We start from the raw sequence: 13,706 nt of genomic DNA on the forward strand, positions 1-13,706 counted from the left end.
GCTAAATCGCGCCAGCGCTGGCTGTTTTACGCGTATGACAGGCTCCGGAAGACGGTTGTTGCGCACGTATTCGGTGAACGCACTATGGCGACGCTGGGGCGTCTTATGAGCTTGCTGTCACCCTTTGACGTGGTGATATGGATGACGGATGGCTGGCCACTGTATGAATCCCGCCTGAAGGGAAAGCTGCACGTAATCAGCAAGCGATATACGCAGCGAATTGAGCGGCATAACCTGAATCTGAGACAACATCTGGCAAGGCTGGGACGGAAGTCACTGTCGTTCTCAAAATCGGTGGAGCTGCATGACAAGGTCATCGGGCATTATCTGAACATAAAACACTATCAATAATTTGGAGTCATTACCCGCCATCCTGTTTATAGCCCGGAGATTGATTATCTGGAGCTTTTTGACGAACCATTAGTGGTTGTGTTACCGGTTGATCACCCTTTAGCACATGAAAAAGAGATCACCGCCGCGCAACTGGATGGCGTGAATTTCGTCAGTACCGATCCGGCGTATTCCGGTTCGCTTGCGCCGATCGTTAAAGCGTGGTTTGCGCAAGAAAACAGCCAGCCAAATATCGTCCAGGTGGCAACGAATATTCTGGTGACCATGAATCTGGTGGGCATGGGGCTGGGCGTCACTTTGATACCCGGTTATATGAATAATTTTAATACCGGACAGGTTGTTTTTCGTCCCATTGCCGGAAATGTGCCTTCCATTGCTTTACTGATGGCGTGGAAGAAAGGGGAGATGAAGCCGGCATTACGTGATTTCATCGCCATTGTGCAGGAACGTTTGGCAAGCGTAACGGCATAATTACGCATTATTTTTGCAACATGCGTCGCGGATCGCAGTTTTTTAGTGCTTGTGAACTGGCGTTACAGACATCGGGAAGCAGGCTCGAATATTCTTATTTTTCAACTTGCACCAACATTCGATTAACCCCAGACTAACGCCTCCTGACGGGAGGGACTCATGGTTTTGCAATCCACGCGCTGGTTGGCGCTCGGCTATTTCACATACTTTTTTAGTTACGGCATTTTTCTACCTTTCTGGAGCGTCTGGCTTAAAGGGATTGGTTTAACGCCAGAAACCATCGGCCTGTTATTGGGGGCAGGTCTGGTTGCCCGTTTTCTCGGGAGTTTGCTCATCGCGCCCCGCGTCAGCGATCCTTCTCGCCTGATTTCCGCCTTGCGCGTGCTGGCAATGATGACACTTCTCTTTGCTGTCGCCTTCTGGGCGGGGGCGCACGTAGCGTGGCTGATGCTGGTGATGATTGGCTTTAACCTCTTTTTCTCACCGCTGGTACCGTTGACCGATGCACTGGCGAATACGTGGCAAAAGCAGTTCCCGCTTGATTACGGCAAAGTGCGACTGTGGGGCTCGGTGGCGTTTGTCATTGGCTCGGCGCTGACGGGCAAACTGGTCACTATGTTTGATTATCAGGTGATCCTCGCGCTGTTAACATTGGGCGTGGCATCCATGCTGCTCGGCTTTCTCATCCGTCCGACGATTCAGCCACAAGGGGCAAGCCGCCAGCAGGAGAGCACCGGTTGGTCAGCGTGGTTGGCGCTGGTTCTTCAGAACTGGCGCTTTCTGGCCTGCGTTTGTTTATTGCAGGGGGCACATGCGGCCTATTACGGTTTTAGCGCCATTTACTGGCAGGCAGCTGGCTACTCGGCCTCGGCGGTGGGGTATTTGTGGTCGCTGGGCGTGGTGGCGGAAGTCATTATCTTTGCGCTGAGTAATAAACTTTTCCGCCGTTGTAGTGCACGCGATATGCTGTTGATCTCGGCGATTTGCGGCGTAGTGCGCTGGGGCATTATGGGAGCAACTACGGCGTTGCCGTGGTTGATAGTGGTGCAAATTCTGCATTGCGGCACCTTCACGGTCTGCCACCTGGCCGCCATGCGCTATATTGCCGCTCGCCAGGGTAGCGAAGTCATCCGTTTACAGGCGGTTTACTCTGCCGTCGCGATGGGCGGCAGTATAGCTATCATGACCGTTTTCACCGGTTTCCTGTATCAATATCTGGGCCACGGCGTGTTCTGGGTAATGGCGCTGGTGGCGCTTCCGGCAATGTTTTTGCGCCCGAAAGTTGTTCCCTCATGCTGATTCGAGCATTTTGCGGATCTGCTCCTGTTGATGTGTTGTCAGTGTCAGGTCCGTATAGATCAGCGGTGGTGAAAAGAGCGGTAACGGCATGGTATAAGGCGCAATAATCAGTGCCGCGCCGCGCCGCGCCGCGCCGCGCGGAGCGCCTGTCTGCAAAAATGCCTTTACCGACATATGTTTAATGTTGAGCGGCAGTAACGTTAGTTCGCGTAACTGCTGCTCAATCTGCGCTTCTCGCTCGCTATCATTCCCGGTAAGAAGAATAATCTGTTTTTCATGCAGATCGTTTTCCTGCATTAGCCAGGCACCGAAAATCACTGCGACCAGACCACTTTCCTCATCAGAAAGATGGACGCCGTATTCACTTTCAAATCCGGCCAGCGCCGCGCGGGTGGTGCGCACCAGGCGTGGGTACAGTCTGGCGAACTCTTCTGGCAGGGTATTATCAATACCGATGGCAAACAAACTGCGATTTAACGCCTGGGCGAGGTGGGTATAAAGCTGATCGCATAACCCCTGTTCATCATAAAAACGAACATTTCCCAGCTCACGAAAATGGTTTACCAGACGTTTGATAGACTGACGCAATTGTCTGTCTCGCTGATGCGCATCACGCAATGGATCGGGAACCCGCAACATGGAAAAAAGTAATGCCATAAACAGTGGCTCATCAGGCGGTACAGGCTGGAGCGCCCGACGCTGCCAGTGGCGTCCAATTTCCTGCGCTACCTGAAATTCAAGGCAGGATTCCGCCCAGCGACGTTGGAGCGGATTAAACTGAGGCGTAATTCCAGCGTGGTGTTGCAGCAAACAATATTGCAGATACAGACACAGGAAATGAATATCGCGCGTTTCAAAGCGTTTTTGCAGCCGTCGGGAGCAGAGATTCACTAACGCTTGTAGATTGGTATCGTCGTAAAAGTTACGCGCAATTCCGCGCCGCTTCAGTTCACTCTTCAGGGCGGGGGTGAATTGGCTGGTAATAAATGACGGACACAGACGGAAACCACGTCGTAGCCAGTGAAATAAACACAAACGTTGGTTAAGCACTGTACCTTCAACCCGGTAGCTACGTCATAACCAGTCGTCAGTGTGAGTTGATGATAGCGCAGGATCTCCCGTCCTGTTTCGCTGATATCAAGACTGGCAATATCATCATCCACACCATTAAGCTCGCTGAAGGTTGCCATGGTGGCGGTCAACCCCGGCTGAAAGAGCGTCAGCAAGATCTGGCAGCGGCGCTGGGGAGCCGAAAGGACAGATGGTGGAGCAAGCGTAGGCATCATCTGTAGATCTCCCATAAGCATAATTGATAAGAATAGCTAAAGTTTGCTCAGGGACATGGCGAAGGGAATGCTAATCATCAGAAATGTTGGCAAGCGTCACAGAATTTTTCTCATCTTAAACTGTTCTGACCAGTGGATTAGCATGTCTTAAGGTGGTTTTGTGAATGATTATCGTGCTAGCGATCATGGGTTAGTTCTGCGGATTCAACGCGCTAAGGATAAAGTCCACCATCTGTTCGCGATAAACATCGCCGTGACGATCGGAAAAAGCATCAATGTGTTCGCCATCCGGGATTAGGATCAACCGTTTTGTCTCTTTTGCCAGGCTATACAACTTTTCGCTGTGCTGCCATGGGATAACGTGATCAGCTTTACCGTGAATGAGTAAAAGCGGGATCGGGCTGACGCTGGCGATATAATTTTCGCCGCTGTAACTCTCATCAAGTAAGTAGCCACTGCCGGGGATCATCTGATTGGCGATGGTTGCATAAGAGGCAAATGTGGAGTCGAGGATCACCGCACGTATGCCTTCACGATCATCCTGACCAATAACAGCAAGAATATTCGCCCCGCCAATACTCTGCCCGAACAGCACCAGTCGTTGTGGGTTTACATCACTGCGATGGCGCACCACATTGATGGCACTTTGCGTATCGTCCAGCAATCCGGCCTGGGACGGCGTGCCTTTTGATTTACCAAACCCGCGATAATCAAACATAAAAACGTTGAAATTACGCTCGGGTAACCAACTGACCAGCGGCCAGTGGGCGGACATATTTCCGGCATTGCCGTGAGCATGAATGATGGTTACGATGGCATTGTCAGCAGGGCCCGTCGAAGAAGGAATAAACCAGCCTTGCAGACGAGTACCGTCCTTAGCCGTAAATTCGACGGATTCCGCCGACCAGGGGTCGGGACCGTAAATTTTATCGTCAGGATAATAGAAGAAGTTGATGGCAACGCGCGGCACTAAATAAACGCAGAAGGCAACAACAAAGAGAATAAACAGAATTTTGAGAACGCGTTTGTTCACTGGCAGCGCCATAACCTTTCCTTGTGACTTCTTTATCATCCATTAATCGGGGAAAGATGGTGGGAGAGTGACGAAAGAAAGTAAAGCGGTGAGGAAGTATTTCGGAATAGCGCCTGAAAGGCGAGGGCGGGTGAGTGACATCACCCGCCTGAGTCATTAACGCTTCAGAGCGTCGCTTAACTCGTCACGCATGTTCGCCAGCATGGCTTTCACAACACGCGGGTTACCAGCAACGATGTTACCGGTCAGCATATAGTTATGACCACCGGTGAAGTCGCTGACGATGCCGCCCGCTTCACGAACCAGCAGCTCGCCTGCCGCGAAATCCCACGGACGCAGACCGATTTCAAAGAAACCGTCAACACGACCCGCAGCGACGTAAGCCAGATCCAGCGCCGCAGAACCGGTACGACGGAAGTCTGCACATTCGTTGAACAGTTTGCCGACGATGTTGATGTAGGCAGTGGCGTACTGTTTTGCTTTGAACGGGAAGCCGGTCGCCAGAATGGTACCGTCGAGATCGCGAGCGGTGCTACCGCGCAGACGGTAGCCGTTCAGCTGTGCGCCCTGACCGCGAGTGGCGGTGAACAGTTCGTTACGCATAGGATCGTATACCACAGCAACTTCGGTGCGGCCTTTGATACGAACGGCGATAGATACCGCGAAGTGCGGCAGACGTTTGATAAAGTTGGTAGTACCATCCAGTGGATCGATAACCCATTGAACATCCTGATCAGTACCTTCAAGTTCACCGCTTTCTTCGGTGATGATGGTGTGCTGTGGGTAAGATTTACGAATCGTGTCGATAATCACCGCTTCGGCAGCTTTATCTACGTTGGTCACGAAATCGTTACTGCCTTTCTGGCTCGCTTCTACAGCGTCCGGGGTTTCATAGTTTTTGGCAATTAAATTACCCGCCTTGCGCGCTGCGCGCACGGCGATGTTCAGCATCGGATGCATCGGTCTCTCTCACTGGATGTTAAAGAACGGGAAAACGGCGCAGAGTATAGCAGCGAGATCGGCATCTGTCTTCGTTTTATGATAAGATGCGTGAATAATCTTTAGATGAAGAAAGACAATGCTGCAAAATATTCGAATTGTGCTGGTGGAGACGTCACACACCGGCAATATGGGTTCTGTTGCCCGTGCCATGAAAACAATGGGATTAACCAATCTGTGGCTGGTTAATCCACTGGTGAAACCCGACTCCCAGGCGATTGCCCTGGCAGCAGGGGCCAGCGATGTGATTGGTAATGCTCACATCGTCGATACGCTCGACGAAGCGTTAGCCGGTTGTAGCTTGGTGGTGGGCACCAGCGCACGTTCCCGCACGCTGCCATGGCCGATGCTCGACCCGCGCGAATGCGGCCTGAAAAGCGTCGCTGAAGCGGCAAATACCCCGGTGGCGCTGGTGTTTGGTCGCGAGCGCGTCGGCTTGACCAATGAAGAGTTGCAGAAATGCCATTATCATGTCGCGATTGCGGCTAACCCGGAATACAGCTCGCTGAACCTGGCGATGGCGGTTCAGGTTATTGCCTATGAAGTGCGCATGGCCTGGCTGGCAACTCAGGAAAACGGCGAGCAGGTCGAGCATGAAGAGACGCCGTATCCGCTGGTCGATGATCTGGAGCGTTTTTATGGTCATCTGGAACAAACGCTGCTGGCAACCGGTTTTATCCGTGAAAACCATCCGGGGCAGGTGATGAATAAATTGCGCCGTCTGTTTACCCGTGCGCGCCCGGAAAGCCAGGAATTGAATATCCTGCGCGGGATTCTGGCTTCTATTGAGCAGCAGAATAAAGGTAACAAGGCCGAATAACAGTAGTTGCCTGATGCGACGCTTAACGCGTCTTATCAGGCCTACAATGTACAGAACCGTAGGTCGGATAAGGTGTTCACACCGCATCCGACAACAGGTACAAACGCCACGATAAAAAAATGGCACTGAAGGTTAAATACCCGACTAAATCAGTCAAGTAAATAGTTGACCAATTTACTCGGGAATGTCAGACTTGACCCTGCTATTCAATACCCCCACTTTTACAATAAAAAACCCCGGGCAGGGGCGAGTTTGAGGTGAAGTAAGACATGAGACTGACATCTAAAGGGCGCTATGCCGTGACCGCAATGCTTGACGTTGCGCTCAACTCTGAAGCGGGCCCGGTACCGTTGGCTGATATTTCCGAACGTCAGGGAATTTCCCTTTCTTATCTGGAACAACTGTTTTCCCGTCTGCGTAAAAATGGTCTGGTTTCCAGCGTACGTGGACCAGGCGGTGGTTATCTGTTAGGCAAAGATGCCAGCAGCATCGCCGTTGGCGAAGTGATTAGCGCCGTTGACGAATCTGTAGATGCCACCCGTTGTCAGGGTAAAGGCGGCTGCCAGGGCGGCGATAAATGCCTGACCCACGCGCTGTGGCGTGATTTGAGCGACCGTCTCACCGGTTTTCTCAACAACATTACTTTAGGCGAACTGGTTAATAACCAGGAAGTGCTGGATGTGTCTGGTCGTCAGCATACTCACGACGCGCCACGCACCCGCACACAAGACGCGATCGACGTTAAGTTACGCGCTTAATAAAAAGAATTCAGAATCAGGCCGGAGTGCTAAATACTCCGTAAACACGGTCGTACATCCAGCCGGTAGCCTGATTCCTTGCATTGAGTGATGTACGGAGTTTATAGAGCAATGAAATTACCGATTTATCTCGACTACTCCGCAACCACGCCGGTGGACCCGCGTGTTGCCGAGAAAATGATGCAGTTCATGACGATGGACGGAACCTTTGGTAACCCGGCCTCTCGTTCTCACCGTTTCGGCTGGCAGGCTGAAGAAGCGGTAGATATCGCCCGTAATCAGATTGCCGATCTGGTCGGCGCTGATCCGCGTGAAATCGTCTTTACCTCTGGTGCAACCGAATCTGACAACCTGGCGATCAAAGGTGCAGCCAACTTTTATCAGAAAAAAGGCAAGCACATCATCACTAGCAAAACCGAACACAAAGCGGTACTGGATACCTGCCGTCAGCTGGAGCGCGAAGGTTTTGAAGTCACCTACCTGGCACCGCAGCGTAACGGCATTATCGACCTGAAAGAACTTGAAGCAGCGATGCGTGACGACACCATCCTTGTTTCCATCATGCACGTAAATAACGAAATCGGCGTGGTGCAGGATATCGCGGCTATCGGCGAAATGTGCCGTGCTCGTGGCATTATCTATCACGTTGATGCAACCCAGAGCGTGGGCAAACTGCCTATCGACCTGAGCCAGTTGAAAGTTGACCTGATGTCTTTCTCCGGTCACAAAATCTATGGCCCGAAAGGTATCGGTGCGCTGTATGTACGTCGTAAACCGCGCGTACGCATCGAAGCGCAAATGCACGGCGGCGGTCACGAGCGCGGTATGCGTTCCGGCACTCTGCCTGTTCACCAGATCGTCGGAATGGGCGAGGCCTATCGCATCGCAAAAGAAGAGATGGCGACCGAGATGGAACGTCTGCGCGGCCTGCGTAACCGTCTGTGGAACGGCATCAAAGATATCGAAGAAGTTTACCTGAACGGTGACCTGGAACACGGTGCGCCGAACATTCTCAACGTCAGCTTCAACTACGTTGAAGGTGAGTCACTGATTATGGCGCTGAAAGACCTCGCAGTTTCTTCAGGTTCCGCCTGTACGTCAGCAAGCCTCGAACCGTCCTACGTGCTGCGCGCGCTGGGGCTGAACGACGAGCTGGCACATAGCTCTATCCGTTTCTCTTTAGGTCGTTTTACTACTGAAGAAGAGATCGACTACACCATCGAGTTAGTTCGTAAATCCATCGGTCGTCTGCGTGACCTTTCTCCGCTGTGGGAAATGTACAAGCAGGGCGTGGATCTGAACAGCATCGAATGGGCTCATCATTAATCGGTATCGGAATCAGGAGAATTTATAATGGCTTACAGCGAAAAAGTTATCGACCATTACGAGAATCCGCGTAACGTGGGTTCCTTTGACAACAACGACGAGAACGTCGGCAGCGGCATGGTGGGTGCACCGGCCTGTGGCGACGTGATGAAGTTGCAGATTAAAGTCAACGATGAAGGTATCATTGAAGACGCGCGTTTTAAAACTTACGGCTGCGGTTCTGCTATCGCTTCCAGCTCCCTGGTCACCGAATGGGTGAAAGGGAAGTCTCTCGTCGAAGCGCAGGCGATCAAAAACACCGATATTGCTGAAGAACTTGAACTGCCGCCGGTGAAAATTCACTGTTCTATTCTGGCAGAAGACGCGATCAAAGCCGCCATTGCGGACTATAAAAGCAAACGTGAAGCAAAATAAGAGTTGAGGTTTGGTTATGTCGATTACACTGAGCGACAGTGCAGCAGCGCGAGTAAATACCTTTCTGGCTAACCGCGGCAAAGGGTTTGGCCTGCGTCTGGGCGTGAGAACCTCCGGATGTTCAGGTATGGCTTATGTACTGGAATTTGTTGACGAACCGACGCCGGAAGACATCGTGTTTGAAGACAAAGGCGTGAAAGTCGTGGTCGATGGCAAAAGCCTGCAATTTCTGGACGGTACGCAGCTGGACTTCGTAAAAGAAGGCCTGAATGAAGGGTTTAAATTCACCAACCCGAACGTTAAAGATGAGTGTGGTTGCGGCGAAAGCTTCCACGTTTGATGCGCATACCGATAACCCCACCGTGGTCGCCTGCGCGTGGGGTTTGTTTTACCTGATTCGCCGTTATCGCGGCGGATCGCAGCCCTGAGAATGTTATGGATTACTTCACCCTCTTTGGCTTGCCTGCCCGTTATCAACTCGATACCCAGGCACTGAGCCTGCGTTTTCAGGATCTACAACGTCAGTATCATCCTGATAAATTCGCCAGCGGAAGCCAGGCGGAACAACTCGCCGCCGTACAGCAATCTGCAACCATTAACCAGGCCTGGCAAACGCTGCGTCATCCGTTAATGCGCGCGGAATATTTGCTTTCTTTGCACGGTTTTGATCTCGCCAGCGAGCAGCATACTGTGCGCGACACCGCGTTCCTGATGGAACAGCTGGAGCTGCGCGAAGAACTGGACGAGATCGAACAGGCGAAAGATGAAGCGCGGCTGGAAAGCTTTATTAAACGTGTGAAAAAGATGTTTGATACCCGCCATCAGTTGATGGTTGAACAGTTAGACAACGAGACGTGGGACGCGGCGGCGGATACCGTGCGTAAGCTGCGTTTTCTCGATAAACTGCGAAGCAGTGCCGAACAACTCGAAGAAAAACTGCTCGATTTTTAATTTCTGGAAGCTAAACATGGCCTTATTACAAATTAGTGAACCTGGTTTGAGTGCTGCGCCGCATCAGCGTCGTCTGGCGGCCGGTATTGACCTGGGCACAACCAACTCGCTGGTAGCGACAGTGCGCAGCGGTCAGGCCGAAACGTTAGCCGACCATGAAGGCCGTCACCTGCTGCCATCTGTTGTTCACTATCAACAGCAAGGGCATTCGGTGGGTTATGACGCGCGTACTAACGCAGCGCTCGATACCGCCAACACCATTAGTTCTGTTAAACGCCTGATGGGACGCTCGCTGGCTGATATCCAGCAACGCTATCCGCATTTGCCTTATCAATTCCAGGCCAGCGAAAACGGCCTGCCAATGATTGAAACGGCGGCGGGGCTGCTGAACCCGGTGCGCGTTTCTGCGGACATCCTCAAAGCACTGGCGGCGCGGGCAACTGAAGCCCTGGCAGGCGAGCTGGATGGTGTCGTTATCACCGTTCCGGCGTACTTTGACGATGCCCAGCGTCAGGGCACCAAAGACGCGGCGCGTCTGGCGGGGTTGCATGTTCTGCGCTTACTTAACGAACCGACCGCTGCGGCTATCGCCTACGGGCTGGATTCCGGTCAGGAAGGCGTGATCGCCGTTTATGACCTCGGTGGCGGGACGTTTGATATTTCCATTCTGCGCTTAAGTCGCGGCGTGTTTGAAGTGCTGGCAACCGGCGGTGATTCCGCGCTCGGCGGCGATGATTTCGACCATCTGCTGGCGGATTACATTCGCGAGCAGGCGGACATTCCTGATCGTAGCGATAACCGCGTTCAGCGTGAACTGCTGGATGCCGCCATTGCAGCCAAAATCGCGCTGAGCGATGCGGACTCCGTGACCGTTAACGTTGCGGGCTGGCAGGGCGAAATCAGCCGTGAACAATTCAATGAACTGATCGCGCCACTGGTAAAACGAACCTTACTGGCTTGTCGTCGTGCGCTGAAAGACGCGGGCGTAGAAGCTGATGAAGTGCTGGAAGTGGTGATGGTTGGCGGTTCTACTCGCGTGCCGCTGGTGCGTGAACGGGTAGGCGAATTTTTCGGTCGTCCACCGCTGACTTCCATCGACCCGGATAAAGTCGTCGCTATTGGCGCGGCGATTCAGGCGGATATTCTGGTGGGTAACAAGCCGGACAGCGAAATGCTGCTGCTTGATGTGATCCCACTGTCGCTGGGCCTCGAAACGATGGGCGGCCTGGTGGAGAAAGTGATTCCGCGTAATACCACTATTCCGGTGGCCCGCGCTCAGGATTTCACCACCTTTAAAGATGGTCAGACGGCGATGTCTATCCATGTAATGCAGGGTGAGCGCGAACTGGTGCAGGACTGCCGCTCACTGGCGCGTTTTGCGCTGCGTGGTATTCCGGCGCTACCGGCTGGCGGTGCGCATATTCGCGTGACGTTCCAGGTCGATGCCGACGGTCTTTTGAGCGTGACGGCGATGGAGAAATCCACCGGCGTTGAGGCGTCTATTCAGGTCAAACCTTCTTACGGTCTGACCGATAGCGAAATCGCTTCGATGATCAAAGATTCAATGAGCTATGCCGAGCAGGACGTAAAAGCCCGTATGCTGGCAGAACAAAAAGTAGAAGCGGCGCGTGTGCTGGAAAGTCTGCACGGCGCGCTGGCTGCTGATGCCGCGCTGTTAAGCGCCGCAGAGCGTCAGGTCATTGACAATGCTGCCGCTCACCTGAGTGAAGTGGCTCAGGGCGATGATGTTGACGCCATCGAACAAGCGATTAAAAACGTAGACAAACAAACCCAGGATTTCGCCGCTCGCCGCATGGACCAGTCGGTTCGTCGTGCGCTGAAAGGCCATTCCGTGGACGAGGTTTAATATGCCAAAGATTGTTATTTTGCCTCATCAGGACCTCTGCCCTGATGGCGCTGTTCTGGAAGCTAATAGCGGTGAAACCATTCTCGACGCAGCGCTGCGTAACGGTATCGAGATTGAACACGCCTGTGAAAAATCCTGTGCTTGCACCACCTGCCACTGCATCGTTCGTGAAGGTTTTGACTCGCTGCCAGAAAGCTCAGAGCAGGAAGACGACATGCTGGACAAAGCCTGGGGACTGGAGCCCGAAAGCCGTTTAAGCTGCCAGGCACGCGTTACCGACGAAGATTTAGTAGTCGAAATCCCGCGTTACACTATCAACCATGCGCGTGAGCATTAACAGAGGTTAGTATGGGACTTAAGTGGACCGATAGCCGCGAAATTGGCGAAGCACTGTACGATGCGTATCCTGATCTTGATCCGAAAACGGTTCGATTCACCGATATGCATCAGTGGATTTGCGATCTGGAAGATTTCGACGACGACCCGCAGGCATCCAACGAGAAAATCCTCGAAGCGATTTTGTTAGTCTGGCTGGACGAGGCCGAATAATTTCCGCGTCATGCTTCACGCCGCAGATGCGTTGGCTGCGCTCGTTCACCCCAGTCACATAGTTATCTATGCTCCTGGGGCTTCACTCACTTGCCGCCTTCCTGCAACGCGAATCATTTAGCGGAAAAATCCTGGGGCTGCCAACTGGCGGCCCTTTTACAAAGAAGGATAACTAAAATGACAGAAGCGATGAAGATTACCCTCTCTACCCAACCTGCCGACGCGCGCTGGGGAGAAAAAGCAACTTACAGCATTAATAATGACGGCATTACCCTGCATTTGAACGGGGCAGACGATCTGGGGCTGATTCAGCGTGCGGCGCGCAAGATTGACGGTCTGGGCATCAAGCATGTTCAGTTAAGCGGTGAAGGCTGGGATGCGGATCGCTGCTGGGCATTCTGGCAAGGTTACAAAGCCCCGAAAGGCACGCGTAAAGTGGAGTGGCCGGATCTGGACGATGCCCAGCGCCAGGAACTGGATAACCGCCTGATGATCATCGACTGGGTGCGTGACACCATCAACGCACCGGCAGAAGAATTGGGACCATCGCAACTGGCACAGCGTGCTGTTGATCTGATCAGCAACGTCGCGGGCGATCGTGTGACTTATCGGATCACCAAAGGCGAAGATCTGCGTGAGCAAGGTTATATGGGGCTGCACACCGTCGGACGCGCTTCAGAACGTTCTCCGGTATTGCTGGCGCTGGATTACAACCCAACTGGCGATAAAGAAGCGCCAGTGTACGCGTGCCTGGTAGGTAAAGGTATCACTTTTGACTCCGGCGGCTACAGCATCAAACAGACTGCGTTTATGGACTCGATGAAGTCGGACATGGGCGGCGCGGCAACGGTTACCGGGGCGCTGGCATTTGCCATTACGCGCGGACTGAACAAGCGCGTGAAGCTGTTCCTCTGCTGTGCGGATAACCTGATTAGCGGCAATGCGTTCAAGCTGGGCGATATCATCACCTATCGCAACGGTAAAAAAGTTGAAGTGATGAACACTGATGCCGAAGGGCGTCTGGTGCTTGCCGATGGTCTGATTGATGCCAGTGCGCAGAAACCGGAAATGATCATTGATGCGGCGACCCTCACCGGGGCGGCGAAAACTGCGCTGGGTAATGATTATCACGCGCTGTTCAGTTTTGACGATGCGCTTGCCGGTCGTTTGCTGGCGAGTGCCTCACAAGAGAACGAACCATTCTGGCGTCTGCCGCTGGCGGAATTCCACCGCAGCCAGCTGCCGTCTAACTTTGCCGAACTGAACAATACCGGAAGCGCGGCGTATCCGGCAGGCGCGAGCACGGCGGCGGGCTTCCTGTCGCACTTTGTTGAGAACTATCAGCAAGGCTGGCTGCATATCGACTGCTCGGCGACTTACCGTAAAGCGCCGGTTGAACAGTGGTCTGCGGGCGCTACGGGACTTGGTGTGCGCACGATAGCTAATCTGTTAACGGCGTAAACTAATATGCCGGATGCGGCGTAAACGCCTTATCCGGCCTACAAATTCTGCAAATTCAACAAATTGCGAATCCCTTGTAGGCCTGATAAGCGTAGCGCATCAGGCATTTGCGCCCCGAACG

At 53.0% G+C, this 13,706-nt stretch carries 13 protein-coding genes and 3 pseudogenes; 13 read left to right on the top strand and 3 right to left on the bottom strand.

The genetic code is table 11. From position 1 onward, the window contains the following. The 3 genes and pseudogenes from BFF42_RS03475 to BFF42_RS03485 all read left to right on the top strand — a co-directional run. Window positions 1–351 (top strand): annotated as a pseudogene (locus BFF42_RS03475) (IS1-like element IS1B family transposase); the annotation flags it as partial. A 9-nt stretch (window positions 352–360) separates the two neighbouring features. Further along, a pseudogene (locus tag BFF42_RS03480) lies at window positions 361–822 on the top strand (LysR substrate-binding domain-containing protein); the annotation flags it as partial. A 159-nt stretch (window positions 823–981) separates the two neighbouring features. Then, window positions 982–2,121, top strand: a complete 1,140-nt coding sequence (locus BFF42_RS03485) for a 3-phenylpropionate MFS transporter (RefSeq protein ID WP_000244213.1) — start codon at window positions 982–984, stop codon at window positions 2,119–2,121. On the opposite strand, the pseudogene csiE reads toward BFF42_RS03485, so the two are convergent. The 3 genes and pseudogenes from csiE to suhB form a co-directional block, all read right to left on the bottom strand. Beyond that, a pseudogene (gene csiE / locus BFF42_RS03490) lies at window positions 2,113–3,407 on the bottom strand (stationary phase inducible protein CsiE). The gene BFF42_RS03485 and the pseudogene csiE overlap by 9 nt on opposite strands. 190 nt (window positions 3,408–3,597) lie before the next feature. Continuing rightward, window positions 3,598–4,452, bottom strand: coding sequence for an alpha/beta hydrolase (locus tag BFF42_RS03495; protein ID WP_012421377.1), 855 nt, complete (start codon window positions 4,450–4,452; stop codon window positions 3,598–3,600). Window positions 4,453–4,596: 144 nt separating this feature from the next. After that, window positions 4,597–5,400 (bottom strand): inositol-1-monophosphatase, encoded by an 804-nt coding sequence (gene suhB / locus BFF42_RS03500; protein ID WP_000553446.1) that lies wholly within the window; start codon window positions 5,398–5,400, stop codon window positions 4,597–4,599. A gap of 118 nt (window positions 5,401–5,518) precedes the next feature. On the opposite strand from suhB, the gene trmJ reads away from it, so the two are divergent. From trmJ to pepB, 10 genes are all read left to right on the top strand, one after another. Beyond that, window positions 5,519–6,259, top strand: a complete 741-nt coding sequence (gene trmJ, locus BFF42_RS03505) for a tRNA (cytosine(32)/uridine(32)-2'-O)-methyltransferase TrmJ (protein WP_000940019.1) — start codon at window positions 5,519–5,521, stop codon at window positions 6,257–6,259. Between the two features lie 269 nt (window positions 6,260–6,528). Further along, complete coding sequence (iscR, locus tag BFF42_RS03510) at window positions 6,529–7,017, top strand: Fe-S cluster assembly transcriptional regulator IscR (protein ID WP_001241357.1); 489 nt, start codon at window positions 6,529–6,531, stop codon at window positions 7,015–7,017. A 111-nt stretch (window positions 7,018–7,128) separates the two neighbouring features. Then, window positions 7,129–8,343 (top strand): cysteine desulfurase, encoded by a 1,215-nt coding sequence (iscS, locus tag BFF42_RS03515; RefSeq protein WP_001295373.1) that lies wholly within the window; start codon window positions 7,129–7,131, stop codon window positions 8,341–8,343. Window positions 8,344–8,370: 27 nt separating this feature from the next. Further along, entirely contained in the window at window positions 8,371–8,757 is a 387-nt protein-coding gene (gene iscU / locus BFF42_RS03520; protein WP_000331709.1) for a Fe-S cluster assembly scaffold IscU, read from the top strand. Window positions 8,758–8,773: 16 nt separating this feature from the next. After that, window positions 8,774–9,097 (top strand): iron-sulfur cluster assembly protein IscA, encoded by a 324-nt coding sequence (gene iscA, locus BFF42_RS03525; protein ID WP_000028953.1) that lies wholly within the window; start codon window positions 8,774–8,776, stop codon window positions 9,095–9,097. Window positions 9,098–9,192: 95 nt separating this feature from the next. Further along, on the top strand, window positions 9,193–9,708 hold the full coding sequence (hscB, locus tag BFF42_RS03530; protein WP_000384413.1) for a co-chaperone HscB: 516 nt from the start codon (window positions 9,193–9,195) through the stop codon (window positions 9,706–9,708). A gap of 16 nt (window positions 9,709–9,724) precedes the next feature. Continuing rightward, the gene (hscA, locus tag BFF42_RS03535; RefSeq protein ID WP_001196599.1) at window positions 9,725–11,575 is read left to right on the top strand and encodes a Fe-S protein assembly chaperone HscA; all 1,851 of its coding nucleotides are present in this window, start codon (window positions 9,725–9,727) and stop codon (window positions 11,573–11,575) included. A 1-nt stretch (window position 11,576) separates the two neighbouring features. After that, window positions 11,577–11,912: an ISC system 2Fe-2S type ferredoxin gene (gene fdx, locus BFF42_RS03540; RefSeq protein ID WP_001124469.1), complete on the top strand. Its 336-nt coding sequence runs from the start codon at window positions 11,577–11,579 to the stop codon at window positions 11,910–11,912. 11 nt (window positions 11,913–11,923) lie between these two features. Further along, window positions 11,924–12,124, top strand: coding sequence for a Fe-S cluster assembly protein IscX (gene iscX, locus BFF42_RS03545; RefSeq protein WP_000523616.1), 201 nt, complete (start codon window positions 11,924–11,926; stop codon window positions 12,122–12,124). A 177-nt stretch (window positions 12,125–12,301) separates the two neighbouring features. Beyond that, window positions 12,302–13,585, top strand: a complete 1,284-nt coding sequence (gene pepB, locus BFF42_RS03550) for an aminopeptidase PepB (protein ID WP_000133575.1) — start codon at window positions 12,302–12,304, stop codon at window positions 13,583–13,585. Window positions 13,586–13,706 lie beyond the last annotated feature (121 nt).

The organism is Shigella sp. FC1661 (genome assembly GCF_001712525.1).
Classification (GTDB): Bacteria; Pseudomonadota; Gammaproteobacteria; order Enterobacterales; family Enterobacteriaceae; genus Escherichia; species Escherichia coli.